2 protein-coding genes and 1 pseudogene are annotated in these 3,465 nt (G+C 60.4%); all 3 read right to left on the bottom strand.

All coding sequences use genetic code 11. The features are described 5' to 3' along the window. Nucleotides 1–172: 172 nt before the first annotated feature. Entirely contained in the window at nucleotides 173–1,546 is a 1,374-nt protein-coding gene (locus tag QCM77_RS45425) for an IS30 family transposase (protein ID WP_280097075.1), read from the bottom strand. A 285-nt stretch (nucleotides 1,547–1,831) separates the two neighbouring features. After that, nucleotides 1,832–2,164: a WD40 domain-containing protein gene (locus QCM77_RS45420; RefSeq protein WP_462804419.1), complete on the bottom strand. Its 333-nt coding sequence runs from the start codon at nucleotides 2,162–2,164 to the stop codon at nucleotides 1,832–1,834. A gap of 424 nt (nucleotides 2,165–2,588) precedes the next feature. Continuing rightward, nucleotides 2,589–2,837, bottom strand: a pseudogene (locus QCM77_RS45415) (thiaminase II/PqqC family protein); the annotation flags it as partial. Nucleotides 2,838–3,465 lie beyond the last annotated feature (628 nt).

The raw sequence follows: 3,465 nt of genomic DNA, 5'->3' as shown, positions 1-3,465 counted from the left end.
CGCCCCCATTCGAGGTCAGGCGCCCACCATCGAAGGCAGCTGTGACTTCCTTGGCGTGAACGGCTGGAAACGAGAATGGCAGAATCGTATCATCGGTCATGGCGGGCGTGGTGTTCGCGGCTGAAGGTGATGGGGTTGGCTTCGCAACCGTTGCAACACCGATTGTGTTCACTCATGACAGCAACTCGTCAAGCGCCTCTGCTGGCGTTTTCCAACCCAAAGTTTTTCTCGGTCGAGCATTGAGGGCCGCGGCCACGGCGGCGATCTCGTCGGCGCTGTGGACGCTCAGGTCGGTGCCTTTCGGGAAGTACTGACGCAGCAGCCCATTGGTGTTCTCGTTGGTGCCACGCTGCCAGGGGCTTTGCGGATCGCAGAAGTAGACTTGGACACCCGCGTCGATCTTGAGACGATCGTGCTGAGCCATTTCGGCTCCCTGATCCCAGGTCAGCGAACGACGCATCTCTTCGGGCAAGGTGATGATGGTGCGCGTAATCGCGTCGCGCACGGCTTCAGCTCCGTGTCCCGCGAGAGCAGGGCCATTCTTCATGCGTGGAGCTTCGCCATGCCCCGCAAGCCGGGGAAGATGCAGCAACATCGTGAAGCGTGTTGTCCGCTCAACCAGCGTGCCGATCGCCGAGCTGCCAAGACCAAGGATGAGGTCTCCCTCCCAGTGGCCCGGCACCGCGCGATCGGCCGCTTCGGCGGGGCGTTGACTGATCATGATCTCCGGCGAGACAAAGCTCTTGCCTCGCCTGCGTACGCGCGCCCTGGGGACCCGCAACACGCGCCCCGTTCGCAAGCAGGCCGACAGTTCGCGGCGTAGCGCTCCCCGACCCTGAACGAAGAGAGCTTGATAGATGGCTTCGTGGCTGATGCGCATCGTCTTGTCGTCCGGGAAGTCGATCGGCAAGCGTCGGGCAATCTGCTCCGGGCTCCAAGCCCTGGCCCATCGCCGATCCTTTCGCGGGCCATGCCGGCGGCCCTTCCACGGAACGGCGGGACCAGGAACGGCAGCGCCACTCGGGGTCATGACCACGCCGGCCAGTCGCTGCTCCACATAAGTGCGCAACGTTGTGTTGAGCGCAAGCTTGGTCGGTTTGGGCCGACGGGCCGATCGCTCGGCGTGCCATTGGGCTGTCGATGCACGATACTCCAGGCCTCCGCTGCGCGTCGCGGCATTGCGTCGTAGCTCACGGGAGATGGTCGAGGCGGATCGGCCAAGTCGGCGTCCGATCTCGCGTCTCGAAAGGCCCTGAACGCGAAGAAGTGCGATCTCCTCACGTTCCGCAAACGAGAGGTACCGCCCGGACCGCGGCTGGGTTGAAGATCTGAACATCGCTGGTGCCATGCCGCCTGCCTGTCGGAACAATCTGGTTCCGACAGGCTGCGACATACCAGCCGCTAATGCAGCATCCTCGCTGGTCATTCCCTGCGCGATCCCCAACCAGAATCGCTGGAGTTCAGATCGCCCCGCTACTGGCGGCCGTCCCGGTGACGCCAACGGTGCTCGTCCAGAACGGTGTGATCGTCGCTTTCGAATGCACATCGCAACCTCCTTCGTTCAGGTGTTGCGACGACCGCTTGAATCCGCCTTGTAGAGCATGGTCATAAGCTCTGGACCTTGCGCGACGTACAGAGTTCTGATGGTGCTCACGGCTCAAGGCGAATGAGTTCGACAGTGTTGGAACCGAGAGCGACAGCAAGAAGCCCTTCGGACACCCAGGCAATCCAGCCCGTTCGGTTCGTACGACCGTTATTGACTTGATCGGGAAGGGAGAATGTGAGGAAACGCGACGCGTTACCGTCCGCAAACGTCCATATGTAGATGCGATTATCGGCGCCCAAAGCGGCAAGCTTGGTTCCGGCCGGACTGAACGCCAACCATGCGAAAAGCGAGTTCGAGCCTGTTCTCACCGTTTTCCGCTCGTAGCCGGAATAGGCAAATATCTCTCCCATAACACGTACTCGCAAGGCTTCTTCCGTCCGGACTCCAGGCGATCGCCGAAATCGGTTCGGTTCCGACGACTCTCTCGAACCGAGGGGAGTCGTTAGGAGAGTTGGCCGCGATCAGCGCAATGTCGCCGCGATCAGTTCCGACCGCGACCAGATCGTTCCACGGATTCCATTGTAACGAGATGATAGAAGCGGGGCGCTTCCACCGCATGAGGTAGTCGCCGCCGGAGCTCATCAACGTTAACGATCCATCTTGATCCCCTACGATGATGCGTTGACCGTCAGAGCTTATACAAGAGCCATCGCCAATTTTGGTGACAGCCGGGCCGGTCAGGCGGCGGCGGTTACGGGCTGACGGTCGGTCGGCTTCGCGATGACTCGGTCCCGTCGTTGAATGTCACGCCAACAACGAGTTTTGGCAACTGGTTGTGGCCATCGAGACGACGCAACAGAAGAAAAAACAGATTCAAGCCGCGATTCCAGATTGACCACGCGGCTTGACTGATGCCAGAGAACCAACCGGCCAGAACGCATCGCCCCCGGGCGAGATCAAATCGGAGAGGTCGGCGACATCGTCTCGGAATCCCAGGGCGACTTCAAATCGGTACACCCGGGCGACTTCGTCGGAATCCGCAGCGATAGGGGTTAGCCGCAGCGTCCGCGTCGGGTCGCGAGGCGAGCCGCGTTGCGATCTCCGCGTACCCAATCACGCAGGGGGCACGTGCCACCTTGAGTGCCAGCAGATCGCCACGCATTCCGGCGTCCAGCACGTAGCGTGTGTAGGCCAGCGTCTCACTTGCCGGAGGGGTTCGTTCAAGGTCGCTCGGAGATAGACCCCAACCGGCACAGAGCTTCACATGAAGGTTCATCTCGACATCAAGAATGCCCTGCGAGGACACACCGCACCTGAACGCTGCTGTGCTCTTCAGCATGAAGCTTTTCCCAGAAAGCCGCCACAAAACGCGGAAGACCGGTACGTTTTTCCACTACACGAAGGTCAATACTGGCTTCACGATGTCGCAGCAGAAACCTAACGGATTGCTTTCATTGGGTCGCTGGGCAGCTAAGCGGTTGCGGCAGGCATAAGACAGAGCCTTCAGCCGGAAATTCGACGGGCGCAATCAGCAAAGGCAAATTCCATGGGCCCCGGTTGTAACGGTAGCCAGCCAGAATTGGGGGGCTTACAGCCCCATGATCCGTATTTTGTTCCGCCAGAACGGCGAAAATAGCTGAATTTCCTTGAATTCAGAGCGAAATACGTGCGCCGAGGTGCGCGGGATTTGCGGCGATGATCGTACGCCTCGGAAGCCGCGTGGAACAGAGGCCATAAGAGCCGATCGCACCCGATAATCGGCAACACTAGCGAACCTGAACCCGCGGTAAGCGCGCCGCAGGCAAGCGGACGACGATCTGGCTGTCCGTGATGTCGACGACTTCCTTGCGCTTCCTCCCGTCATCGTACCGCAATTCGAACGTCACTCCCGATGCAGATGGGGCAAAGGGCTCAGGCGC

This window comes from Bradyrhizobium nivariense, assembly GCF_029846695.2.
Taxonomy (GTDB): domain Bacteria; phylum Pseudomonadota; class Alphaproteobacteria; order Rhizobiales; family Xanthobacteraceae; genus Bradyrhizobium.
Note: the sequence above shows the minus strand (reverse complement) of the source record. Positions and strands in the feature narration are given on the sequence as shown.

Coding starts and splice junctions, on each gene's coding strand:
- QCM77_RS45425 (WP_280097075.1), bottom strand. CDS start 1,546: ATGTGCATTCGAAAGCGACGATCACACCGTTCTGGACGAGCACCGTTG.
- QCM77_RS45420 (WP_462804419.1), bottom strand. CDS start 2,164: ATGCGGTGGAAGCGCCCCGCTTCTATCATCTCGTTACAATGGAATCCG.